Source organism: Novosphingobium ginsenosidimutans, assembly GCF_007954425.1.
Taxonomy (GTDB): domain Bacteria; phylum Pseudomonadota; class Alphaproteobacteria; order Sphingomonadales; family Sphingomonadaceae; genus Novosphingobium; species Novosphingobium ginsenosidimutans.
The window spans coordinates 1835136-1857307 of record NZ_CP042345.1; the positions used below are offsets into that span (position 1 = coordinate 1835136).

At 64.2% G+C, this 22172-nt stretch carries 20 protein-coding genes; 13 read left to right on the forward strand and 7 right to left on the reverse strand.

The genetic code is table 11. The annotated features are described in order from the left end of the window. Positions 1–96 precede the first annotated feature (96 nt). From bchC to pufC, 9 genes are all read left to right on the forward strand, one after another. Positions 97–1032: a chlorophyll synthesis pathway protein BchC gene (gene bchC / locus FRF71_RS09140; protein WP_147090364.1), complete on the forward strand. Its 936-nt coding sequence runs from the start codon at positions 97–99 to the stop codon at positions 1030–1032. Beyond that, positions 1029–2015 carry a chlorophyllide a reductase iron protein subunit X gene (locus FRF71_RS09145; protein WP_147090365.1) on the forward strand — a complete coding sequence of 329 codons (987 nt, stop codon included), beginning with the start codon at positions 1029–1031 and terminating at the stop codon, positions 2013–2015. The genes bchC and FRF71_RS09145 overlap by 4 nt, the downstream gene beginning before the upstream one ends. Before the next feature lie 3 nt (positions 2016–2018). Then, entirely contained in the window at positions 2019–3542 is a 1524-nt protein-coding gene (bchY, locus tag FRF71_RS09150; protein ID WP_147090366.1) for a chlorophyllide a reductase subunit Y, read from the forward strand. After that, positions 3539–4978 (forward strand): chlorophyllide a reductase subunit Z, encoded by a 1440-nt coding sequence (gene bchZ / locus FRF71_RS09155; protein ID WP_147090367.1) that lies wholly within the window; start codon positions 3539–3541, stop codon positions 4976–4978. The genes bchY and bchZ overlap by 4 nt, the downstream gene beginning before the upstream one ends. Positions 4979–5105: 127 nt before the next feature. After that, entirely contained in the window at positions 5106–5261 is a 156-nt protein-coding gene (gene pufB, locus FRF71_RS09160) for a light-harvesting antenna LH1, beta subunit (protein WP_147090368.1), read from the forward strand. A 67-nt stretch (positions 5262–5328) separates the two neighbouring features. Further along, positions 5329–5514, forward strand: a complete 186-nt coding sequence (pufA, locus tag FRF71_RS09165) for a light-harvesting antenna LH1, alpha subunit (protein ID WP_147090369.1) — start codon at positions 5329–5331, stop codon at positions 5512–5514. A 104-nt stretch (positions 5515–5618) separates the two neighbouring features. Further along, entirely contained in the window at positions 5619–6443 is an 825-nt protein-coding gene (gene pufL, locus FRF71_RS09170; protein WP_147090370.1) for a photosynthetic reaction center subunit L, read from the forward strand. Positions 6444–6456: 13 nt separating this feature from the next. After that, a complete protein-coding gene (gene pufM / locus FRF71_RS09175) occupies positions 6457–7431 on the forward strand; it encodes a photosynthetic reaction center subunit M (RefSeq protein WP_147090371.1) in 975 nt (324 codons plus the stop codon). Further along, positions 7428–8495, forward strand: coding sequence for a photosynthetic reaction center cytochrome PufC (pufC, locus tag FRF71_RS09180; protein WP_147090372.1), 1068 nt, complete (start codon positions 7428–7430; stop codon positions 8493–8495). The genes pufM and pufC overlap by 4 nt, the downstream gene beginning before the upstream one ends. Before the next feature lie 43 nt (positions 8496–8538). Here the strand turns inward: pufC and FRF71_RS09185 are convergent, their stop codons facing one another. From FRF71_RS09185 to FRF71_RS09215, 7 genes are read right to left on the reverse strand one after another with little or no spacing between them, the layout of a single operon-like run. Beyond that, on the reverse strand, positions 8539–8805 hold the full coding sequence (locus FRF71_RS09185; RefSeq protein ID WP_147091602.1) for a hypothetical protein: 267 nt from the start codon (positions 8803–8805) through the stop codon (positions 8539–8541). A 5-nt stretch (positions 8806–8810) separates the two neighbouring features. Then, on the reverse strand, positions 8811–9293 hold the full coding sequence (locus tag FRF71_RS09190) for a TspO/MBR family protein (RefSeq protein WP_147090373.1): 483 nt from the start codon (positions 9291–9293) through the stop codon (positions 8811–8813). Then, a complete protein-coding gene (locus FRF71_RS09195; RefSeq protein WP_147090374.1) occupies positions 9290–10486 on the reverse strand; it encodes a geranylgeranyl diphosphate reductase in 1197 nt (398 codons plus the stop codon). The genes FRF71_RS09190 and FRF71_RS09195 overlap by 4 nt, the downstream gene beginning before the upstream one ends. Beyond that, positions 10483–11808: a BCD family MFS transporter gene (locus FRF71_RS09200; RefSeq protein ID WP_147090375.1), complete on the reverse strand. Its 1326-nt coding sequence runs from the start codon at positions 11806–11808 to the stop codon at positions 10483–10485. The genes FRF71_RS09195 and FRF71_RS09200 overlap by 4 nt, the downstream gene beginning before the upstream one ends. After that, positions 11808–12710: a chlorophyll synthase ChlG gene (chlG, locus tag FRF71_RS09205; RefSeq protein WP_147090376.1), complete on the reverse strand. Its 903-nt coding sequence runs from the start codon at positions 12708–12710 to the stop codon at positions 11808–11810. The genes FRF71_RS09200 and chlG overlap by 1 nt, the downstream gene beginning before the upstream one ends. A 48-nt stretch (positions 12711–12758) precedes the next feature. Continuing rightward, positions 12759–14180 carry a transcriptional regulator PpsR gene (gene ppsR / locus FRF71_RS09210; RefSeq protein WP_147090377.1) on the reverse strand — a complete coding sequence of 474 codons (1422 nt, stop codon included), beginning with the start codon at positions 14178–14180 and terminating at the stop codon, positions 12759–12761. A 15-nt stretch (positions 14181–14195) separates the two neighbouring features. Next, positions 14196–14891, reverse strand: a complete 696-nt coding sequence (locus FRF71_RS09215; RefSeq protein ID WP_238339160.1) for a cobalamin B12-binding domain-containing protein — start codon at positions 14889–14891, stop codon at positions 14196–14198. Positions 14892–15289: 398 nt separating this feature from the next. Between FRF71_RS09215 and bchF the strand changes: the two genes are divergently transcribed. From bchF to FRF71_RS09235, 4 genes are read left to right on the forward strand one after another with little or no spacing between them, the layout of a single operon-like run. After that, positions 15290–15820, forward strand: coding sequence for a 2-vinyl bacteriochlorophyllide hydratase (gene bchF, locus FRF71_RS09220; RefSeq protein WP_147090378.1), 531 nt, complete (start codon positions 15290–15292; stop codon positions 15818–15820). Beyond that, on the forward strand, positions 15817–17097 hold the full coding sequence (locus FRF71_RS09225; RefSeq protein WP_147090379.1) for a ferredoxin:protochlorophyllide reductase (ATP-dependent) subunit N: 1281 nt from the start codon (positions 15817–15819) through the stop codon (positions 17095–17097). The genes bchF and FRF71_RS09225 overlap by 4 nt, the downstream gene beginning before the upstream one ends. A 4-nt stretch (positions 17098–17101) precedes the next feature. Then, positions 17102–18637 carry a ferredoxin:protochlorophyllide reductase (ATP-dependent) subunit B gene (bchB, locus tag FRF71_RS09230; RefSeq protein ID WP_147090380.1) on the forward strand — a complete coding sequence of 512 codons (1536 nt, stop codon included), beginning with the start codon at positions 17102–17104 and terminating at the stop codon, positions 18635–18637. Continuing rightward, positions 18627–22166 carry a magnesium chelatase subunit H gene (locus tag FRF71_RS09235; protein WP_147090381.1) on the forward strand — a complete coding sequence of 1180 codons (3540 nt, stop codon included), beginning with the start codon at positions 18627–18629 and terminating at the stop codon, positions 22164–22166. Before bchB ends, FRF71_RS09235 begins: the two co-directional genes overlap by 11 nt. Positions 22167–22172: the final 6 nt, after the last annotated feature.

Sequence of the window (22172 nt, forward strand, 5' to 3'; positions counted from 1 at the left end):
TGACACTAAGGGTCATAGGCCTATTGTGCTGTTGCGCCGGAGTGCATTCTGCACCCAGCGCCGGGTCATCCAGAAACAAGGGGCTGGACCTGCGGGATGGAAGCACTGGCGATCATTGTCGAAGCACCGCGGCGCACTGCGCTACGCAGTCTCGAACTGACTCCGCCGGGTCCATCCGATCTGGTAATCGAAGCCCATTGGAGCGGGATCAGCAGCGGCACCGAAAAGTTGCTCTGGACCGGGGAAATGCCGCGTTTCCCGGGCATGGGCTATCCGCTCGTGCCAGGTTACGAAACGGTTGGCCGCGTGATCGATGCCGGTGCGCAAGTGCAGGGGCGGATCGGGGACTGGGTCTTCGTGCCCGGCGCCAATTGCTATACCGAAGCACGCGGCCTGTTTGGCGGATCGGCCAGGCGTCTGGTCGTCCCCTCAGCCCGCGCCTTCCCGATTGCCGAGTCGCTGGGTGAACGCGGCATCCTGTTTGCCCTCGCTGCAACCGCCCATCACGCGCTTGCCGGAGGCAATCCGCCCGATCTGATCGTTGGCCACGGCGTCCTCGGCCGGCTGCTGGCGCGGCTGACCATTGCCGCCGGCGCGCCGCCCCCGGTGGTGTGGGACAATAAGGAATGCCGCCGCCAGGGCGCGCTGGGCTATGACGTGATCGCCCCCAAGGACGATAGCCGGCGCGATTACCGCTCGATCTACGATGTCAGCGGCTTTTCCGACGGGATCGACACGCTGATCGGCAAACTGGCCAAGGGCGGCGAGATCGTCCTGGCCGGGTTCTATGCCAACCGCATCAACTTTGCCTTTGCCCCGGCCTTCATGACCGAGGCACGGCTGCGGGTTGCCGCCGAATGGGTGCCCGAAGACCTCGCTTCAAGCCGGGCGATGATCGAATCCGGTGCGCTCGACCTTTCGGGTCTCGTTTCCGACGTCCGGCCAGCTGCCGAGGCAGAGCAGGCCTATCCGGCCGCTCTGCTCGATTCCGAATGCCTCAAGATGGTCCTGGACTGGAGAGAGATCGCATGACGATGCTCGATACCGATATTGCGCTGCGCCTCGAAGCCGGGATGGAGCCCGATCCGGTCCACACTGGCGAAGTCCGCAAGGAAACCCAGATCATCGCGATCTATGGCAAGGGCGGCTCGGGCAAGAGCTTTGCCCTGTCCAACCTCAGCTACATGATGGCCCAGCAGGGCAAGCGGGTGCTGCTGATCGGTTGCGATCCCAAAAGCGACACCACCAGCCTGCTGTTCGGCGGCAAGAGCTGCCCGACCATCATCGAAACCAGCGCCCGCAAGAAACTGGCGGGCGAGGAAGTGTCGATCGAGGACGTTTGCTTCCAGCGCGACGGCGTCTTCGCGATGGAACTGGGCGGGCCCGAGGTTGGCCGCGGCTGCGGTGGGCGCGGGATCATCCACGGCTTCGAACTGCTGGAAAAGTTGGGCTTCCATGACTGGGGCTTTGACTATGTTCTGCTCGATTTCCTGGGCGACGTCGTCTGCGGCGGCTTCGGCCTGCCGATTGCCCGCGACATGTGCCAGAAGGTGATCGTCGTCGGCTCGAACGACCTGCAATCGCTCTACGTTGCCAACAACGTCTGCAAGGCAGTCGAATACTTCCGCAAGATGGGCGGCAATGTCGGCGTGGCCGGCATGATCATCAACAAGGACGATGGCACCGGCGAGGCACATGCCTTTGCCGACGCGGTCGGCATTCCGGTGCTGACGGCGATCCCGGCCAACGAGGATATCCGCCGCAAATCGGCCAATTACCAGATCATCGGCACCCCTGGCGGACAATGGGGTTCGCTGTTCGAACAGCTCGCTGCCAATGTCGCCGCAGCCCCGCCGCAGCAGCCCCGCCCGCTGGAGCAGGACGGCCTGCTCGGCCTGTTCTCGCCCGAAGAGACCGGCGGCAACGTCCAGCTGGTCCCGGCCACCCAGGCCGACATGCGCGGCGGCAGCTTCGAAGCCAAGCCCAGCCTTGAGGTGATCTATGACGAGGCTTGAGGGATGACCGATCTGGGCACCCCCGTGCGCGAGCCTGATACGCTCGACCTTGGCGCAGCCGAGGGGGGTGCCTGTGCCAGCGGTGACACCATGCGCGAAGCCGCCCGCAAGGCCGGCAAGAGCGAAGTGCTGGATCGCTATGCCGCCGATTACCCCGCTGGTCCACATGACCAGCCGCAGAGCATGTGCCCGGCCTTTGGCTCGCTACGTGTGGGCCTCAGAATGCGGCGCACCGCCACGGTCCTTTCCGGTTCGGCCTGCTGCGTCTATGGGCTGACTTTCACTTCGCACTTCTACGGCGCGCGGCGGACGGTCGGCTATGTTCCGTTCAGTTCGGAAACGCTGGTTACCGGCAAGCTGTTCGAAGACATCAAGGAAGCGGTTGAGGATCTGGCCGATCCGGCGCTGTACGATGCAATCATCGTCACCAACCTTTGTGTCCCCACCGCCAGCGGCGTGCCGCTGCGCCTGCTGAAGAAGCAGATCAACGGCGTGCGGATTGTCGGGATCGACGTTCCCGGCTTCGGCATACCGACCCATGCCGAGGCCAAGGACGTACTGGCCGGCGCCATGCTGGCCTATGCCCGTGAGGAAGCTGCGCAGGGCCCGGTCGCGCGCCCGCAAAGCCGGCCTGATCGCCCGACCATCACCCTGCTGGGTGAGATGTTCCCGGTCGATCCAGTGATGATCGGACAGATGCTGGAGCCGCTCGGCCTGGCCGCCGGCCCGGTCGTGCCAACCCGCGAATGGCGTGAACTCTATTCCGCGCTTGATTGCGCGGCGGTTGCGGCGATCCATCCGTTCTACACCGCCAGTGTGCGCGAATTCGAAGCTGCGGGGCGCTCGGTCATCGGTTCGGCTCCGGTCGGCGCAGATGGTACGGCTGCCTGGCTCGATGCGATCGGCGCATCCTGCGGGATTGCTCAGACCAAGATCGACCAGGCCAAGAACATGTTCGTCGGCGCGGTGCGCGGTGCGCTCGCGGCCATGCCGATCAAGGGCCGGATTACCGTTTCGGGCTATGAAGGCTCGGAACTGCTGGTCGCCCGCCTGCTGATCGAGAGCGGCGCCGAAGTGCCCTATGTCGGCACGGCCCTGCCGCGCACGCGCTGGTCTGATCCCGACCGCGAATGGTTGGAAGCGAAGGGCGTGCGGATCAATTACCGCGCCAGCCTGGAACAGGATATCGCCGCAATTGAAGAATTCGGCCCCGATCTGGCGATCGGCACGACCCCAGTGGTCCAATACGCCAAGCAGAAGGCGATACCCGCGCTCTACTTCACCAACCTGATCTCGGCCCGTCCGCTGATGGGCCCGGCCGGAGCGGGCAGCCTGGCCCAGGTAGTCAATGGCGCGATCGCCAACAAGGGCCGGATGGACCGGATGAGCGCGTTCTTTGAAGGCGTCGGCACCGGCCATGCTGCAGGAGTGTGGGAAGACACCCCGCAGGATCGCCCACAGTTCAAGAAGAAGTACGCAGCGCTCAACGAAGCGGCCCGCAAGGCGGCCGAGGCGGTCGGCACATGAGCCTGATCCTCGATCACGATCGGGCCGGCGGCTATTGGGGCGCGGTCTATGTCTTCACTGCGGTGAAGGGGCTGCAGGTCGTCATCGACGGGCCGGTGGGCTGCGAGAACCTGCCGGTAACCAGCGTGCTCCACTACACCGACGGCCTGCCGCCGCATGAACTGCCGATCGTGGTGACTGGCCTGGGCGAAGAGGAACTGGGCAAGACCGGCACCGAAGGCGCGATGAAGCGCGCCTGGAAGACGCTCGATCCGGACCTGCCAGCCGTGGTTGTTACCGGGTCGATTGCCGAGATGATCGGCGGCGGGGTGACGCCCGAGGGCACCAATATCAAACGTTTCCTGCCGCGCACGATCGACGAGGATCAATGGCAGAGCGCCGACCGCGCGCTGTCGTGGCTGTGGACCGAATTCGGACCCAAGGCCGTGCCGGAACGCAAGCCGGTCAAAGAAGGCGAGCGGCCGAAGGTCAATATCATCGGCCCAGCCTACGGCATGTTCAACATGGCGAGTGACCTCGCCGAGATCCGCCGCCTGATCGAAGGGATCGGCGCCGAGGTTGGCATGGTCTTCCCGCTCGGCAGCCACCTCGCCGACGTGCGGCGGCTGGCCGATGCCCAGGCCAATGTCTGCCTCTACCGTGAATACGGCCGCAACCTGTGCGAGCTGATGGAGCGGCCTTACTTCCAGGCGCCGATTGGCCTTGAAAGCACCACGCTGTTCTTGCGCGCGCTGGCAGCGGAACTGGGGCTGGATCCGGAACCCTTCATCACCCGCGAAAAGCACACGACGATCAAGCCGTTGTGGGATCTGTGGCGCTCGGTCACGCAGGATTTCTTCGGCACGGCCAGCTTCGGCATCGTCGCCAACGAAACCTATGCGCGCGGCATCCGCAAGTTCCTTGAAGAGGACATGGGCCTGCCCTGCAGCTTCGGCTTTGCCCGCAGCGCTGGCGTGAAGCCAGACAATGCCGCCGTGCGTGCCGCAATCCAGGCCAATCCGCCGCTGGTGGTATTCGGCAGCTACAACGAGCGGATGTACATGGCCGAATGCGGCGCGCGCGGGGTCTATATCCCGGCCAGCTTCCCGGGCGCCGCGATCCGCCGCCATACCGGCACGCCCTTCATGGGTTACTCAGGCGCGACCTATCTGATCCAGGAAGTGTGCAACGCGCTGTTCGATGCGCTGTTCCATATCCTGCCGCTCGGCACCCAGCTCGATCAGGTCGATCCGACGCCGGCGCGGCGCGAGCTTGCCTGGGACGAGGATGCCAAGGCCAAGCTTGATCAACTGGTCGAAGCCCAGCCAGTGCTGATCCGCATTTCCGCTGCCAAGCGCCTCCGAGATGCGGCCGAACGCGCCGCGCGCCAGGCCGGCGAAGACCGCGTCACCGCCGAACGGCTGGCCGATGCCCTGCTTGCAGGAGCCGGAGCATGAGCCGCCGCAACAAGATCGCCCGCCTGCCGGGCCAACCCCATCCCCACCGACGGAGCCCGCCGGTGCGGATACCAAGGGAGGCACGACCGCCTCTCGCACAACACCAAGCAGAACTGGAGACAGGGCTATGAGTGATCCTGATGATCGTCTCGGGCTGAGGACGTACCTCACCCCGGAGGAAGCGAAGGAATTCCACAAACTGTTCATGAGCAGCTTCATCGGCTTCACCGCCGTTGCAGTGGTTGCACACATCCTCGTGTGGATGTGGAAGCCCTGGCTCTGAGCCGATAATCGCGTCTTCGGGGCATCCAGCGCCGAGGACTTGATCAACTTCAAAAAGGAACATCACCATGTGGAGAATGTGGCTGATTTTTGATCCGCGCAGGGCGCTTGTCGCGCTTTTCGCATTCCTTTTCGTACTGGCGCTGGTGATTCACTTCATCCTGCTCAGCACGGATACCTTCAACTGGCTCGACGGCCCCAACTCGGCGCAAGGTCGCGCCGCAGCAGCCGCCGCGGCACCGGCAACACCCTGACGGTGAATCGTGCGAGAGGCGGCGGGCTCTAAAGGCCGCCGCCTCCCCAGGTTCAAGGTTGGACAGCAGCAACCCGCTGGCATCCAGCGGGGGAGGATAGAGCTATGGCGCTCTTAAGTTTCGAGCGAAAATATCGCGTACGCGGCGGCACCCTTCTTGGAGGCGATCTCTTCGACTTCTGGGTCGGTCCGTTCTACGTCGGCTTCTTTGGCGTCGTCACTGCGATCTTCGCATCGCTGGGGACCGCGCTGATCCTCTATGCCGCGTCCCAGGGACCAACCTGGAACCCGTGGCTGATCTCAATTGCCCCGCCGGACCTCAAGTACGGCCTGGGCTTTGCGCCCCTCAAGGAGGGCGGCTTCTGGCAGGTCATCACGGTTTGCGCCCTGATATCATTCGTATCCTGGGCGCTGCGCGAGGTTGAAATCTGCCGCAAGCTGGGCATGGGCTATCACGTCCCGGTTGCCTTCGGCTTTGCGATATTCGCCTACTTCACCCTGGTGGTAATCCGCCCGGTCCTGTTGGGCGGCTGGCACTTTGGCTTCCCCTACGGGATCTTCAGTCACCTCGACTGGGTTTCCAACACTGGGTACCAATACCTGCACTTCCACTACAATCCGGCGCACATGCTGGCGGTGTCGTTCTTCTTCACGACGACCTTCGCCCTGGCCCTGCACGGATCGCTGGTGCTCTCGGCGGTCAATCCGCCCAAGGGCCAGGACGTGAAGAGCCCCGAATACGAAGACACCTTCTTCCGCGATCTGATCGGCTATTCGATCGGCACGCTGGGCATTCACCGGCTCGGCCTGCTGCTGGCGCTCAACGCCGGCTTCTGGAGCGCGGTGTGCATAGTCATCAGCGGCCCGCTGTGGACCAAGGGCTGGCCGGAATGGTGGACCTGGTGGCTCAACTTGCCGATCTGGTCTTGAGGGGGAACCGACGATGGCTAGCTATCAAAACATATTCACCCAGGTACAGCTCCGTTCTGCCCCTGAAATGGGCGTCCCCCTGCCGGCCGGCGACGAGCCGCGGCTGCGTGACACCGCCTTTGTCCACCTGCTTGGCCGGATCGGCCAGGCGCAGATCGGCCCAGTCTATCTGGGTTGGACTGGGATCTTCTCGCTGATCTTCGGCTTCGTCTGGTTCGAAATCGTCGGGCTAAACATGCTGGCTTCGGTCGGCTGGGACCCGATCCAGTTCGTGCGGCAGCTGCCCTGGCTCGCGCTTGAGCCGCCGGGGCCGCAATATGGCTTCACGCCTTTCGTTCCGCTCGCCGAGGGCGGCTGGTGGATCCTTGCCGGCTTCTGCCTGACGATCTCGATCCTGCTGTGGTGGGTCCGCACCTATCGCCGCGCCCGCGCGCTGGGCATGGGCACGCACGTTGCCTGGGCCTTCCTTTCGGCGATCTGGCTGTTCCTGGTGCTGGGCTTCATCCGCCCGTTCTTCATGGGCAGCTGGGCGGAAAGCGTGCCCTTCGGCATCTTCCCGCACCTTGATTGGACCGCGGCTTTCTCGATCCGCTATGGTAACCTGTTCTACAATCCGTTCCACGCGCTTTCGATCGCCTTCCTCTATGGTTCAACCCTGCTCTTCGCGATGCACGGGGCGACCATCCTGGCTGTCGGCCGCTATGGCGGCGAGCGCGAGATCGAGCAGATCACCGATCGCGGCACGGCGTCGGAACGCGCAGCGCTGTTCTGGCGCTGGACCATGGGCTTTAACGCCACGATGGAATCGATCCACCGCTGGGCCTGGTGGTTTGCGGTGCTGACCACGCTGACTGGCGGGATCGGGATCCTGTTGACCGGCACTGTGGTCGATAACTGGTATCTGTGGGCGCAGGAGCACCAATTCGCTCCGGCCTATCCCACCACCGGGGTCGTCGATCCCGCAGCGACGGGGAGTGTCGGACAATGAGGCGCCTGATCGTTCTCGCATGCACGGCGGCGCTGCCGCTGCTGCTCGGCGGTTGTGAGCTCGGCCCCAAAGAGTCGTCGCAGAACGGCTATCGCGGAACCGGGATGGATACGATCGCGGTCACGGCCGCGACCAAGGCGGCGCTGAAAGCCAATGAGGCGCCGCCACCGCCCTATACGCCGCCCGGGACCGAAGGTCCGCGCGCTGCCACGATCTATAAAAACGTGCAGGTGCTGGGTGATGTCTCGGATGAGCAGTTCAACTATACCATGGCGGCAATCACCGCCTGGGTGGCTCCGAAGGAAGGCTGTAATTACTGCCACAACCCGGCCAACATGGCTTCGGACGAGATCTATACCAAGGTCGTCGCCCGCAAGATGTTGCAGATGACGCGCGACATCAACGGCGGCTGGTCTAACCACGTCGGCAAGACCGGCGTGACCTGTTGGACCTGCCACCGCGGCCAGGCCGTGCCGACCGAGCACTGGACCATGCCGAACGTCCCCGAACACAAGGGCGTGATCCGCAAGAAGAACGGCCAGAATGATCCGGTCGCGGCTTCGGCCTATTCGTCGCTGCCGAATGATGCCGTGGCGATGTACCTGCTGGGCGGTAACGATACCAAGCCAGCCCGGGTCAACTCCACGACCATGCATCCCGGTCCTAACAAGACCAGGACGATGGAAGCGGAAAAGACCTATGCGATGATGATGCACATCTCGAAGTCGCTCGGGGTCAACTGCACGACCTGTCACAACGCCCAATCGTTCCAGTCCTGGTCCAGCAGCAACAAGCAGCGGGTCACGGCCTGGCATGGCCTGAACATGGCGCGATCGATCAACCACGATTACATCTCGCCCCTGGCGCCGGTCTTCCCGGCCAATCGCAAGGGCACAATGGGCGATCCGTTCAAGGCCAATTGCGCTACCTGCCACCGCGGTCAGAACAAGCCGCTGGGTGGGTACCCTATGGCGAAGGACTATCCCGCGCTGTGGAAGCCCGCTGCTGCCAAGCCGATTGCCACCACGGCAGCCGCAGCCAGCTCTCCCCCCGCGGCGCCTTAAGCCGAGCCATACCGGCTCGGTGGTGCCGCTTAGCCGGGGCTGGTCATCGACCGGTCCCGGCTTTTTTTGTCTGCCGCGCAAGGTCGGCCAGGTGCAGCGGGAAGGATGCGGCCAACGGCAGCGAGACCCAGATCCAGGAAGCGCCGGTCAGCGCGGCGCGGGTGCCAAGCAGGATCAGCACTGCCGGCCCCAGCGTGGTGATGATATCACGCACGGCCCAGTTCCGGCGGTATAGCCAGATCGCTTCGATCGCCAGCACGGCCAGGACGATATCGACCGCGTGACCGCTGGCGAACAATTGCTCCATCATGCTGGTCAACCGAATGGCGCGTTAAGCCGGACGACTTCCCAGTTCAGCGCACCGGCAATGGTAACCCAGACCAGATAGGGGAGCAGCAAAGCCGCCGAGAGCTTTGACAGACGGCCGCAATAGACAATCAGCGCCAGGATCGAGAGCCACAGCAGCAAGAGCTCGTAAAACGCCCAGTCGGGCCGCTGCAGGTGGAAGAAGATCAGGCTCCAGGTGATGTTGAGAAACCCGTTGAGCGAAAACAGCCCGATCACGGTATCGGCATCGCGGGCCTTGGGCGCGGCGGACCAGGCGGTTACGCCGGAAACCGCAGCCAGCATGAAGATCAGCGTCCAGGCAATCGGGAAGACCGGGCGGGGCGGAGTCCAGTCTGGCTTGGCCAGGCTTTCGTACCATGGTCCCAGATCCGTGATCGTTCCCCCGATAGCGGCCACGCCCAGCGCTGCCAGCAGCGCCACGGCGATCGGCATAATCCAGCTTGTCTTCATTGCATCAACGGCCTCAACCCCAGCAGATGGGCGGTATCCTTCAGGAAAATCCGCAAGTGCGCTAGCGGTTTTGCACGGACCAGGCGCTTGTTCATATAGGCTTGCCAGGTCAACTGCTGGACATCGCGGTCGGCGCACATTTCGACAAAGCGTTCGCGGCGTTTGTCGCTTGAGTACCAGAAGTACTGCATCATCCCCAGGATCCAGAACACCCGGCGGTGCTGACGCATGAACTCCTTGCGGGCCATCCGCAGCACGGCCGGCTTTTCGCTTACCAGAAATGCACCGGCGGTCTGCGCGGCGATCCGGCCGCAGGTCATGGCGTAATAGATCCCTTCGCCCGAGGCCGGGGCAACCACCCCGGCGGCATCGCCCGCCACCAGTACATCGCGCCCGTTATCCCAGCGCTTCAGCGGCTTGAGCGGGATCGGTGCGCCTTCGCGGCGGATCGTCTGGCACCCGGCCAGGTCCAGATCGCCGCGCATGTGCTGCACCGCACCGCGCAGCGAGAAGCCCTTGTTGGCGCTGCCCACACCGATGCTGGCCGTATCGCCATGCGGGAACACCCAGGCATAGAAATCAGGCGAAAGCTTGCCCTGGTAGAAAACATCGCAGCGATCGCCATCAAACCCCTTGGCCGTCGCCAGCGGTGCGCGGATCACTTCGTGATAGGCAAAGACGCAGGGGTTGCGCCCGGCGCCGGGGATCTCCTGCCGCGCCACAGCCGAGCGCGCGCCATCGGCCCCGATTACCAGCCGCGCGCGGACCCGCTGCAATTCCCCGCCGCGTTCGTCGCGGTAGGCCACAAGCGGGCCAGTGCGATCATCGCGTTCGATCGCCTCAAAGGTGCCCTTGCGCCGTTCGGCGCCGGCGCTGGCAGCGCGTTCGCGCAGCCATTCGTCAAAGACATCGCGGTCGACCATGCCAACATAGCCGGTTTCACCCACTGGCATGTCGACCATCCGGCCTGACGGCGCGATCATCCGCGCGGCCCGGGCGCGGGCGACCAGCAAGCCTTGCGGGATCGCGAAATCCTCCATCAGGCGCGGCGGAACCGCGCCGCCGCAGGGCTTGATCCGCCCCGCCCGGTCCAGCAGCAGCACCTTGTAGCCGGCCTCGGCCAGATCGCAGGCGGCCGTTGCCCCAGAGGGCCCACCGCCGATCACGACCACATCGTAAAGTGCTTCGCTCATGATCCCATTGCCTCCACTCGCGCCGCCGGTTCGGGCCGCGAAACTTTGAATGCCAGCCAGGCCGCCGCCACAAACAGGCCGCCCTCGATCGAGAAGATCAGCTGGAATGCTGCCGCATCATGGCCCAGTCCGCGCCGCGCGAAATCGACGCCGAGCGCTCCAACCAAACCACCCATGCCAAATGCGATCGCCTGGGCGGCGCCCCACACGCCCATCCGGACACCCTCTCGGGTCCGTTCGCCCGCTCCCGCCAGGCCCATCATTGCCCCGATTGCGGCGACGGCAAATACGCCGTTGAAGAATCCGAGCGCGAAGACGTTGGGAACCAGCGGCCAACCGGGGCCAGATGCCGCGCCGATCGCCAGGGCAGCCAGCGCCAGTGCCGATCCCAGGCAGCCAAGCGTGATCCAGCTGCGCAGCTCTCCCGGCAAGCGGCTGCGAAAGGCACTGCCGCCAATCCCCGCCACGATCATGCCAGTCAGCACGCCGCCATGCTGCATGCCGGACAGCTGGGTCGACTGACCCGGAGACATCGCGAAAACCAACCCGGCGAACGGCTCGAGGATCAGGTCCTGCATCGAATAGGCCAGCATCGACACGAAGATGAACAGTGTGAAGTGGCGGGCTGCCGGTTCATTGCCGATCTCGTCCAGCGCTTCGCGCATGGTCGGGGCATCGTCAGTCTCGGCGGCATTCAACTGGTTGCGCTCGGCCGGCTCAAGCCGGAACAGGGCCAAGGCCGTTACGACCAGGGCAGAAAGAATGACGCCACTGGCAACCAGCGCGAGGCGTTGCGGCGAGAACGGATCAAGCAAGGCACCGGCACTGGCGGCGGCGACGATAATCCCGGCCACCATCATGATCCAGGTCGTTGCAGCTGCTGCTGCCCGTCTCGCCGGGGCTACCCCCGAGGCCAGCAGCGCCAGCTGCGAAGTGCCGGCTGCGCCGACCCCCGCGCCGATCATGGTAAAGCCAAGGAAGGCGATTGCCAGGGCAACCGGGCGGTGGCCGGGGACAAGGAATACGGCGTTGACGGCGATCAGCGTGCCAAGGCCGAGCAGGGACATCCCGAGCATGATCCAGGCGCTTCGCTGCCCACCGCGGTCCGATCCCAAACCCCAAAGCGGGCGCGAAAGCTGGACGACATAGTGCCAGGCGACCAGGCCCGCAGGGATCGCCGCAGCCAGGCCATATTCGACCACCATGATTCGGTTGAGCATGGACGTGGCAATCATCACGATCGCGCCGATTGAGGCCTGAACCAGCCCGAGCCGCAGAATCTGCAGCCAGCCGAATCCCTCATGCTGCTTGCCGGCGGTCATCAGAGGTATCCTCCCAGGCCCAGCGCCGCAGCCAACATGCCAAGGACATAAAGCGTCACCCCGCGCGCTGCATACCAAGGGGCGAGCCTTGCCGGGTTGCGGATGAGCCGCGGCATCAGCGCAATCTGGGCCAGCAGCAGCAGCGCAACCAGCCCGGCCGCGATGATAAGTCCCCACCGCATCAGCAAGGCGACCACGGCCGCCTGGCACAGCGCCATGACCAGACAGGCCAGGCGCGCCGCCGGACCCACACCCAGGATTACCGGTAGCGAGCGGACGCCGGTGGCCGTGTCGCCCACCACGGCCTTGAAATCGTTCAGGGTCATGATCCCGTGCGCGCCGATGCTGTATAACAGCAGCACGATCAGAATTTCCGGGCGCGGCAGGTTTCCGGCCATCACACTGGCGCCGGTGAACCAGGTTAGCCCCTCATAGCTGAGCGCGACAGTTGCCGGTCCAATCCAGCCGCTGGTCTTGAGGCGAAGGGGCGGGGCGCTATAGGCCCATGCACAGGCCAGGCCCAGCAGGGTCGCGGCAAAGACCCAGGGCCCGACCAGCCAGGCCACCAGGGCCGAAAGCAGGGTGCCCAGCACCGCGATTCGCCAGCCCCAGTTGCCCGCGATCCGGCCCGACGGAATCGGCCGTTCGGGCTGGTTGATGGCATCGACGTGCCGATCGTACCAATCGTTGACCGCTTGACTGGTGCCGCAGACCAGCGGACCGGTCAGCAGTATGCCCGCGAACAGGAATAGCCAGCGTCCATCCAGCCCGACGCCTGATGAAACGACGCCGCACATGAAGGCCCACATCGGTGGAAACCACGTGATCGGCTTGAGCAGTTCAAGCACGTCGCGCGGGGCGGGGCGCTTCGCATAGGCGATTGATGAACCCACACTTCCCATAGAGTCAGGCTATGCCTGACACCAGGGTGCGTCAAATTATTTTGACACTCAATCCGGCTCACCCTGCAGATTGCCCAGGCTATAGCGGTGCAGCTTTGAATAGAGGCTTTGCCGGCTCAGCCCGAGAATTTCTGCGGCCGAGGCGCGATTGTCAGAGGTGTAGGTTAGCGCCGCCTCGATGCACAGCCGTTCGATCAGGTCGGTACTTTCGCGGACAATGTCCTTGAGCGACATGCGGCCGACCAGTTCGGTAAGCTGTTCAACCGAGCGCGGGCGGTCCTGCAGCACGGGCTGGATATCGCGGAGCCGGCGCCCGATCGGGCGAATCACATAGCCGGTGTGGGCATTGGGGCCGGTCGTGCGTACGGCGGAAAGTTCCACGGGTTCCCCGGCGAACAGCTCGCTGGCGCCAATGACGGTCGAGACATTGCGCGCCGAGCCGTGCTTGGCAAGTTGGCCATCGACCAGATCGAGATCGATCCCCGGCCGGCCGACATAATCATCAAGCAGCCGGCCCGTCACCTGCTGGACACTGGCCGCTCCGACCAGTTCTACGAAGGCGATATTGGCCGCCACGATCGCGCGAGAATCGTCCACCAGGACGAAAGCGTCCGGCATGGTTTCGATCACATCAAGCGCGACGCTGGTACCGGTGGCTGCGCGGGCACCGGCGGTGCCAAAATGCAGCATCAGGAACTGTTCGCCTTGTTCGCGGAATCCCACGGCTTCAAGCGAAACCGACTCGCCGCCATCGCGCAGCCGCGCCGTGAAGGGTGCAGTGCCACCTGATGTCAGCGCCGAACCGAAATAGGTGATCAGCGCCTCGCGCGATCCGCGGTCGAACTGCGCGATGAGCTTCGCATTCTCAAGGGTGCCCGGTTGCGCGCCGAGCAGCTGATAGGCGGCCGGATTTGCTTCGCGAATGCGGAAGCCATCGGTCGCCGCGACAATGATCGCTTCGGACGAGAGATCGAAGAGCATCCGGTAACGCGCTTCAAGCCGGCGCATCCGCGTGTAATCGCGTTCAAGCGATTGCTGGGCCTGGAGCAGACGCTGCTGCACCGCCGCAGTTTCGCGAAGATCGCGTCCGAATGCGATGTGTCGTCCATCCGTGCCAGTGGGCACGATCACGTACTTTACGGGCGTGTCGCCCTCTTCGCCGATATGGTTGACTTGCCGCCAGTGCTGGGTCTGGTGCTTGCGCGCACCGGCCAGCATTTCCATCACTTTGGGCCGGCTTTCCGCGGTGACGGTGTCAACCCAGGTCTGGCCGATCCATCCGGCATAGCCCGGAAATTCATCCGGATTGGCCGAGGCATCAAGGATTTTGCCGGTATCGTCGAGTATCAGAATGATGTCGCCCGCAACCATTGCCATGCGGATTGCGGCTTCGAGATCCAGCGATTCAAGCACATCGACGGAATCGACAAATGGCGCCTTGCCCTCGATACTGTGCTTGCGAGTGAGCAACAGCTCCTCCGGCGGTCAGTTTTGGCAGAGGGCAGAACGGGTTTCGGCTACCAGTTGTTCCGCCAGAACCACGGCAGAGACCGCATCGCTTGCCGTACCGTCTGCCCCTGCTGCAACATGCAGGGTTGGATCGATATTAATCGCCCGGCCCCCTATCAAAACCCGGATTTCGGGATTGCGGGAAACCGAACGGATTGCTGAAATAAGCTCAGCGAGGTCGCCGCTAGGACAATCATTGGTCACCGTCAATCCTAGGAGATCGAACCCGCGTCGGGCGAGGATTTCAAGGAGCTTTGGCCGCTTCGGTTCAAATACAACTTCGCTCTCCCAGCCGGCCCTGGTGAACACCTCGTCGATCATCAAGGCGCCGAAGCTGTGCTGGTCACCGGGCACGGGAGCAAACAGCGCCGTTCGCGGTGCGGTAACCGCGTGCAGGATCACCGGTGATCGCATCGCGATGATCCGCATCACTTCCTGCAGGCGCCAAAGACCCATCGTGACATCGACGAAGTCACATTCGTCCGCTTCCCACAATTCGCCCAACTTGCGGGCTGAAGGGGCCAGCAGTTCGACATAGATCTGTTCCACCGCGACGCCGCGCGAAAGGAACTGTTCGATCGCGTCGAGCAGTTCGCTGGCCTCAAGGTGCAATGGCTGGGCTGCGAACCGCGCGATCTCTTCTGCGCTAAGGGTTGAAACGGGTTCGGTCATCCGACTCGGCCGGCGCAGCTGATCCCATCGGTCATTGCGATGGGCCATCAACAGTCGTGGAATAATGTCACCCTCAACCATCCGCGACAGGTTCGGCAAACTGGATGCGTGTATTGCACCCGGCCGACTCGACCGAGGCCCGGAGGCCTGGGCTGCGGTTCGTTCACTGCCAGTTCCCTTAGCCATCGGCCTCTCCCCGGCGTGGCATCGGCGCGTATCGCGTCAATCCGAAGTGACTCCGTATCGAGTCGAGGTGTCCGGACACTATGCAGGCTAGGCCGATCACGCCGGTTCTGCAAATCAAGAATTGTCCAATTTATTTGTCGTCAAGATTGATTGACACTTTGCCGAAGGCGGGCGTAGTCTCTGCATTGGAATTTGGAGTCTGAAGACTGGCAATGGCACGGGATGAACATCATCCGTCGGCCGGAGGGGAAACGCTCGGTCACCCGCTTACGGGAAAGGCGCTCTACACAGCGGAGGAGCGCCGCCGGCGCGACGAATCCCCCTGGACCATCGTGCAAGGGGTCTTGGCCCCGCTCCAGTTCGTTGTCTTCCTGATCAGCCTGACCTTGGTGCTGCGCTATCTCGCAACCGGCCACGGGGCGGCGGCGGCTGATGCCTCGATCGTCATCAAAACCCTGGTTTTGTACACTATCATGATCACCGGCTCGATCTGGGAAAAGCGGGTCTTCGGCAAGTGGCTGTTTGCCCGCCCGTTCTTCTGGGAAGATGTCTTCTCGATGCTCGTGCTGGCGCTGCACACGGCCTACCTGGCCATGCTGCTGGGCGGATATGGCACGGTGGGCGAGCGCATGCTGCTCGCGCTGGCGGCCTATCTGACTTACCTGATTAATGCCGGGCAGTTCCTGCTCAAGCTGCGTGCAGCGCGACTCGAAGCCGGGCCTCGACTGGCGGTGGCCGGATGACCGAGCTCATCGCCCTTGCTGCACCGGGTAGCGATTGCGCGCCGGTGCTGCGCGAGCGGGGGCAGCGGGAGGTTTTCTGCGGGCTCACCGGCATCATCTGGCTGCATCGCAAGATGCAGGACGCGTTCTTCCTGGTTGTCGGTTCACGCACCTGCGCCCATCTGCTGCAAAGCGCGGCTGGCGTGATGATCTTTGCCGAACCGCGGTTTGCCACGGCAATCATCGAAGAGCGTGATCTGGCCGGCATGGCTGACTGTCAGGACGAGCTGGATCGCGTCGTGCGCCGCCTGCTGTCGCGGCGGCCGGAAATCCGCACGCTGTTCCTGGTCGGCTCGTGCCCCAGCGAGGTCATCAAGCTGGACCTGGCCAAGGCTGCCCAGCGACTCGGCACCCAGTTCGCGCCGCAGGTCCGCATCCTCAACTATTCAGGCAGCGGGATCGAAACGACCTTTACCGAAGGCGAGGACGCTTGCCTTGCCGCGCTCGTGCCGGAAATGCCGACCCAGGCCAGGGGCGCTGCGGCTGAGCTGCTGGTGGTGGGTACGCTGCCGGATATCGTCGAAGACCAGTTCCTCCGGCTCTTTGCCGAGTTGGGGATTGCCCGCGTGGGCGTGCTTCCGGCGCGCAATGCGGCCGATCTTCCCACGGTCGGCCCGGCGACGCGCTATCTGCTGGCCCAGCCGTTCCTGACCGAGACCGCCCGGGCGCTAGAGGATCGCGGTGCCAAGCGGCTGGACGCGCTGTTTCCGTTCGGCGCGGAGGGCACGACCGACTGGCTCCGCGCCGCAGCCATGGCCTTTGGCATCGATGAGATGCACTTCAACCGCGTGATCGCACCGGGCCGCGAACGGGCCAAGCGCGCGATCGAACACAGCCGCCAGCGGCTGGAAGGCAAGCGCATCACCTTCCTGCCCGATTCGCAGCTGGAAGTGCCGCTGGCGCGCTTCCTCGCCACCGAACTCGGGATGGTGCCGGTCGAGGTGGGGACCCCCTATCTCAACCGCCAGATCAACGCGCGCGAACTGGCGCTGCTGCCGGACACAGTCCGGCTGAGCGAGGGCCAGCATGTCGATCGCCAGCTTGATCGTGTCCGCGCCGATCGGCCTGACCTGACGGTCTGCGGCCTGGGTCTCGCCAATCCGCTCGAAGCGGAAGGACTTTCTACCAAGTGGGCGATCGAACTGGTCTTCTCGCCGATCCATGGCTTTGAGCAAGCCGGAGACCTTGCCGAACTGTTCGCCCGGCCGCTGCGGCGACGCGACGTGTTGAGGGTCTAGGGCGATGCAGCTTTCCGTCTGGACATATGAAGGCCCGCCCCACGTTGGCGCGATGCGCGTGGCGACCGCGATGGAGGGAATGCACTATGTCCTCCATGCGCCGCAGGGCGATACCTATGCCGATCTGCTGTTCACGATGATCGAGCGGCGCGGCAAGCGCCCGCCGGTCACCTATACCACCTTCCAGGCGCGCGATCTGGGCAAGGATACGGCGCAGCTGTTTCAGGATGCCGCGCGCGACGCGCTTGACCGGTTCAAGCCGCAGGCGCTGATGGTGGGCGCATCGTGCACCGCCGAACTGATCCAGGATGACCCCGCTGGTCTGGCCGAGGCGATGCAGCTTGATTGCCCGGTCATCCCGCTGGAGCTGCCAAGCTATCAGCGCAAGGAAAACTGGGGCGCGGCGGAAAGCTTCTATCAGGTGGTGCGCCATCTGGCCGACCAGACCGTGCGCCCGCGCGGCGGGCCGGTGGCGCTGGTCAACATTCTGGGGCCTGCCGCGCTTGGATTCCGTCACCGCGACGATGTGATCGAAGTGCGCAAGATTCTCGACGCCCTGGGCATCGAGGTGAACATGGTGGCACCGCTGGGCGCCTCACCCAATGATATTCGACGGATTGGCGCGGCGGATTTCAACATCGTGCTTTATCCCGAGATCGGCGAGGAAGCCGCCCGCTGGCTGGAAAAGACGTTTTCCCAGCCGGCGATCCGCAACGTGCCGATCGGGGTAGGGGCAACGCGGGAATTCATTCGTGCCGTGGCCGCGCTGGCTGGGGCCGATCCGGCTGCCGCGCTGGATGATGACGGATCGCGGATGCCGTGGTGGAGCCGCTCGGTCGACTCAACCTACCTCACCGGCAAGCGCGTCTTCATCTTTGGCGATGCCACCCATGCCGTTGCCGCGGCCCGGATCGCACACGAAGAGCTCGGCTTCGCAGTCTGCGGCCTGGGCTGTTACAACCGCGAATTCGCGCGGGACGTGCGGGATGCGGCCAAGCGCTATGGCATCGAACCGCTGATTACCGACGATCACCTTGAAGTCGAGGAGGCCATTGCCGCCGCCTCGCCGGAACTGGTGCTCGGGACGCAAATGGAACGGCATATTGCCAAGCGGCTGGGCCTGCCCTGCGCGGTCATTTCCGCGCCGGTGCATGTCCAGGATTTCCCCGCGCGCCATTCGCCGCAGATGGGGTTCGAAGGGGCCAATGTCATCTTCGACAGCTGGGTTCATCCGCTGGTGATGGGGCTGGAGGAGCACCTGCTCACCATGTTCCGCGATGATTTCGAGTTCTCCGACGGGGCTGGGGCATCGCATCTGCATGGTCACGGTGCGCAGGTCGCCGTGCCTCTCGCCGAGCCAGCCAACGACGCCGAGCTCGCCGCGCTCTGGACTGCCGAGGCGGAACGCGAGCTCAAGAAGATTCCATTTTTCGTGCGCGGCAAGGCACGCCGCAACACCGAAGCCTTTGCCGCCGAACAGGGGCGCGGCGCGATCGATCTGGCAACCCTCTACGACGCGAAGGCGCACTATGGCCGGTAGCTTCACTCCCCCCGTGCGCGTCACGATCGTGACGCTGGACCACCACCTCAAAGGGGCGGTGGAGCGCGCCGAGGGTGAGCTGCGGCCTGACAACATTTACCTGAACCTGCACGCTGCCGCCGATTGGGACCGCAATCCCGAAGCTCTGACCAAGGCAAAGGAAGACATCGCCAAGGCCGACATCGTCGTAGCGACCATGCTGTTCCTGGACGATCACGTTCGCGCGATCTTCCCCGCGCTGGAGGCCCGGCGCGAACAGTGCGATGCAATGCTCGGGCTGATGTCCGATGGCGAGATCGTCAAGCTGACGCGCATGGGCAAATACCGGATGGACGCGCCGGCGCGCGGTCCGCTGGCCCTGCTCAAGCGCCTACGCGGCTCCAATAAGCGCGATGCCAGTTCCGGAGCGGGGCAGATGAAGATGCTGCGCCGCCTGCCCAAGATCTTGCGGTTCGTGCCCGGCACGGCGCAGGATGTGCGCGCCTATTTCCTGACGCTGCAATACTGGCTGGCTGGATCGGACGCGAACATCGTCGCCATGACCCGGGCGCTGGTCGATCGCTACGCTTCGGGAGACCGACTGACTCGGCGCGGCATCACGCGCGCCAATCCGCCGATCGAGTATCCCGAAGTGGGCGTCTATCACCCCCGCTCGGATCAGAAGTTCTCCGAAAGCCTGCGGCTGCTGCAGCGCAAGCCTGGCCCCAACGGCACCGTTGGGCTGCTGCTGCTGCGGTCCTACTTGCTGGGCAAGGATACCGGCCACTACGATGGCGTAATCAGGGCAATGGAAGCGGCCGGCCTGAAGGTGGTTCCGGCCTTTGCCAGCGGTCTCGATGGCCGTCCTGCCATAGAAAAGTTCTTTATTGCCAACGGCCAGCCAACGGTCGACGCCGTGGTCAACTGCACCGGGTTCTCGCTGGTTGGCGGGCCGGCCTATTCCGATACCGGTGCTGCGGTGGAAATGCTGGCACGGCTCGATTTGCCTTACATCGCCGCGCACGCGCTGGAATTCCAGACCCTGGAAGACTGGCGCGCTCGTCCGCAAGGCCTGCTGCCGCTTGAAACGACCATGATGGTCGCCTTGCCTGAGCTTGACGGGGCGATTTGCCCCAGCGTGTTCGGCGGACGCAGCGCCCAGGGTGAAGGCCGCGCCCGCGCCATGGAATGCGATCCCGAGCGGGCTGACGCGCTTGCCCAGAAAGTCGTGAAGCTGATTGCCTTGCGCCGGTCGGCCCGGGCCGATCGCAAGCTGGCAATCACCCTGTTCAACTTTCCGCCCAATGCCGGGGCAACCGGAACGGCCGCGCACCTGGCCGTGTGGGAATCGCTCTTTGCCACGCTGCAACGGCTGGCGGGTGAGGGCTATGCGGTTGACGTTCCGGGGACCGTCGACGAACTGCGCGATCGCGTGCTCCAGGGCAATGCCGCCCGCTATGGCGCCGAGGCCAATGTGGCTGCCCGCGTCCCAGCCGATTCCCATATCCGGCGCGAGCCGCACCTTGCCGCGATCGAGGCCCAGTGGGGCCCGGCCCCGGGCAAGGTGCAGAGCGATGGCACCAGTATTCACGTACTGGGCGAAATGTTCGGCAACGTCTTTGTCGGGATCCAGCCAACATTCGGATACGAGGGTGATCCGATGCGGCTGTTGTTCGATGGCGATTTTGCCCCGACTCACGCCTTCGCCGCCTATTATCGTTGGATTCGCGAAGATTTCGGCGCCCACGCCGTCCTCCATTTCGGCACCCATGGCGCATTGGAATTCATGCCGGGCAAGCAGACTGGCCTTAGCGGCGATTGCTGGCCGGAACGGTTGCTGGGCGATCTGCCAAACTACTACCTCTACGCTTCGAACAACCCGTCCGAAGGAATCCTGGCCAAGCGCAGGTCGGGTGCCACCCTGGTCAGCTATCTTACGCCGCCACTGGCCCAGGCCGGGCTTTACCGCGGCTTCATCGATCTGAAGGCCAATGTCGAACGCTGGCGCATGGCCGAGAACGACGGGGAGCGGTCGCTCCTCGAAGCGATCATCACCGAGGAATGCGAAATCCTCGATATTGAGCGCGGCGACATCGCCGATCTTTCCGCCCGGCTCTATGAGCTGGAGCGCGCGCTAATTCCGCACGGGCTGCACGTGCTGGGGCTGTCCCCGGCCGGCGAACAGCGGCGTGAACTACTCGACGCGATGGTCGAGGCCGATCCGCAGGCTGATCGCGGCGCGCTTGATGCCGCGCTAGATGCCTGCGATGAAATCGGCGCGGTGATCCATGCCCTTGATGGCGGCTATGTCCGGCCGGCCCCGGGCGGCGATCTGCTCGCCAATCCGCAAGTGCTCCCGACCGGGCGCAATATTCATGGCTTTGATCCATTCCGGATCCCCAGCCGGGTTGCCTGCGAGCAAGGGCGGGTCCAGGCTGAGGGCCTCATCGCCAAGCACATCGCAGGCGGCGAGCCGTTCCCCGAAAGCCTCGCCATGGTGCTGTGGGGCACCGACAACATGAAGAGCGAGGGCGTCCAGATCGCCCAAGCGATGACGCTGATCGGCGCGCGTCCGCGGATCGATGGTTATGGCCGCCTGGCCGGGGCCGAACTGATCCCGCTGGGCGAGCTGGGCCGCCCGCGGATCGATGTGGTCATGACCCTGTCGGGGATCTTCCGGGATCTGCTGCCGCTGCAGAGCCGGATGCTGGCCGAAGCCGCGCTGCTTGCTGCGCAGGCTGACGAGCCGCTGGCAATGAACTTTGTCCGCAAGCACAGCCTGGCGCATCAGCAGACCCACGATTGCGACCTGGAAACGGCGGCGTTGCGAGTCTTCTCGAACGCCGAAGGAGCCTATGGCGCGAACGTCAATCTGCTGATTGACGGCGGGGTTTGGGCCGATCCGGACGAACTGGCCAATGCCTTCGAACTGCACAAGGGCTATGCCTATGGTGTAAAGGGCGAGCCGGTCCAGCAACGTGCCCTGCTGCGCAGCGCGCTGGCCGATGTCGAATTCACCTACCAGAACCTGGAATCGGTTGAGGTCGGGATTACCGATCTCGACCAGTATGTTGATGGCTTGGGCGGAGTCAGCCGCTCCGTCTCGCGCGCGCGGGGCAAGGATGCGCCGGTCTACATCGTCGATGCCACCCAGGGGCAGACCAAGGTGCGCACCCTGGCCGAACAGATCGACCTGGAAACCCGTACCCGGACGCTTAATCCAAAGTGGTTCGAAGGCATGCTGCAGCACGGCTATGAAGGCGTGCGCCACATCGAAGGCCATGTCACCAATACCCTGGGCTGGTCGGCAACGACCGGGCAGGTGGCACCTTGGGTCTACCAGCGGATCAGCGAAACCTTCGTGCTTGATCCCGAAATGCGGCGGCGGCTTTCGGCGCTCAACCCCAAGAGCTCGGCGCGCGTAGCGGGCCGTCTACTCGAAGCCTGCGAACGGCAGTTGTGGGAACCAGACGAGGCCACCCTCGAAGCACTGCGCCATGCCAGCGACGAACTCGAAGATCGCCTCGAAGGCGTCTTTGCGGCGGAATGAAGGAAA

Excerpts from the sequence above, each read along its gene's own strand:
- chlG (WP_147090376.1), bottom strand. The coding sequence starts at position 12,710 with ATGGGAAGTGTGGGTTCATCAATCGCCTATGCGAAGCGCCCCGCCCCG.
- pufB (WP_147090368.1), top strand. The coding sequence starts at position 5,106 with ATGAGTGATCCTGATGATCGTCTCGGGCTGAGGACGTACCTCACCCCG.
- bchB (WP_147090380.1), top strand. The coding sequence starts at position 17,102 with ATGCAGCTTTCCGTCTGGACATATGAAGGCCCGCCCCACGTTGGCGCG.
- FRF71_RS09215 (WP_238339160.1), bottom strand. The coding sequence starts at position 14,891 with ATGACCGAACCCGTTTCAACCCTTAGCGCAGAAGAGATCGCGCGGTTC.
- FRF71_RS09235 (WP_147090381.1), top strand. The coding sequence starts at position 18,627 with ATGGCCGGTAGCTTCACTCCCCCCGTGCGCGTCACGATCGTGACGCTG.
- pufC (WP_147090372.1), top strand. The coding sequence starts at position 7,428 with ATGAGGCGCCTGATCGTTCTCGCATGCACGGCGGCGCTGCCGCTGCTG.
- bchC (WP_147090364.1), top strand. The coding sequence starts at position 97 with ATGGAAGCACTGGCGATCATTGTCGAAGCACCGCGGCGCACTGCGCTA.
- pufL (WP_147090370.1), top strand. The coding sequence starts at position 5,619 with ATGGCGCTCTTAAGTTTCGAGCGAAAATATCGCGTACGCGGCGGCACC.
- bchZ (WP_147090367.1), top strand. The coding sequence starts at position 3,539 with ATGAGCCTGATCCTCGATCACGATCGGGCCGGCGGCTATTGGGGCGCG.
- FRF71_RS09185 (WP_147091602.1), bottom strand. The coding sequence starts at position 8,805 with ATGATGGAGCAATTGTTCGCCAGCGGTCACGCGGTCGATATCGTCCTG.
- FRF71_RS09190 (WP_147090373.1), bottom strand. The coding sequence starts at position 9,293 with ATGAAGACAAGCTGGATTATGCCGATCGCCGTGGCGCTGCTGGCAGCG.
- FRF71_RS09200 (WP_147090375.1), bottom strand. The coding sequence starts at position 11,808 with ATGACCGCCGGCAAGCAGCATGAGGGATTCGGCTGGCTGCAGATTCTG.
- FRF71_RS09145 (WP_147090365.1), top strand. The coding sequence starts at position 1,029 with ATGACGATGCTCGATACCGATATTGCGCTGCGCCTCGAAGCCGGGATG.
- FRF71_RS09225 (WP_147090379.1), top strand. The coding sequence starts at position 15,817 with ATGACCGAGCTCATCGCCCTTGCTGCACCGGGTAGCGATTGCGCGCCG.
- pufA (WP_147090369.1), top strand. The coding sequence starts at position 5,329 with ATGTGGAGAATGTGGCTGATTTTTGATCCGCGCAGGGCGCTTGTCGCG.
- bchY (WP_147090366.1), top strand. The coding sequence starts at position 2,019 with ATGACCGATCTGGGCACCCCCGTGCGCGAGCCTGATACGCTCGACCTT.
- bchF (WP_147090378.1), top strand. The coding sequence starts at position 15,290 with ATGGCACGGGATGAACATCATCCGTCGGCCGGAGGGGAAACGCTCGGT.
- pufM (WP_147090371.1), top strand. The coding sequence starts at position 6,457 with ATGGCTAGCTATCAAAACATATTCACCCAGGTACAGCTCCGTTCTGCC.
- FRF71_RS09195 (WP_147090374.1), bottom strand. The coding sequence starts at position 10,486 with ATGAGCGAAGCACTTTACGATGTGGTCGTGATCGGCGGTGGGCCCTCT.